Origin of the sequence: Phormidium sp. CCY1219 (assembly GCF_035615515.1) — a bacterium.
GTDB lineage: Bacteria > Cyanobacteriota > Cyanobacteriia > Cyanobacteriales > Laspinemataceae > CCY1219.
The window spans coordinates 1-291 of the sequence record NZ_JAJENT010000056.1 but is presented as its reverse complement, the minus strand read 5'-3'; the positions used below and the strand labels follow the sequence as shown (position 1 = coordinate 291).

General features: G+C 46.0%; 1 pseudogene. It reads left to right on the top strand.

Annotated features, from left to right (window positions below):
- Position 1: 1 nt before the first annotated feature.
- A pseudogene (locus LKK83_RS00400) lies at positions 2 to 291 on the top strand (Uma2 family endonuclease); the annotation flags it as partial.

Below are 291 nucleotides of genomic sequence, written 5' to 3'. Positions count from 1 at the left end.
CTTGCTAAAGCAGATTAGCTGGGACACTTACAAACGATTGTTAGCCGACATGGGAGACAATCGCAATATCCGCCTGAATTACGACCGAGGATTGTTGGAAATTATGACTCCCTTGTTAGAGCATGAAAACCCAAAACGAATGTTAGAAAAATTCGTGGATGCCTTAGCCGATCGACTCGATATCGAAATATTGAGCGCCGGTTCGACTACCCTGAATCGCGAAGATTTAGCACGCGGTTCCGAACCCGATTCGGCATTTTATATCCAGAATGAACCCCGGGTGAAAGGCAA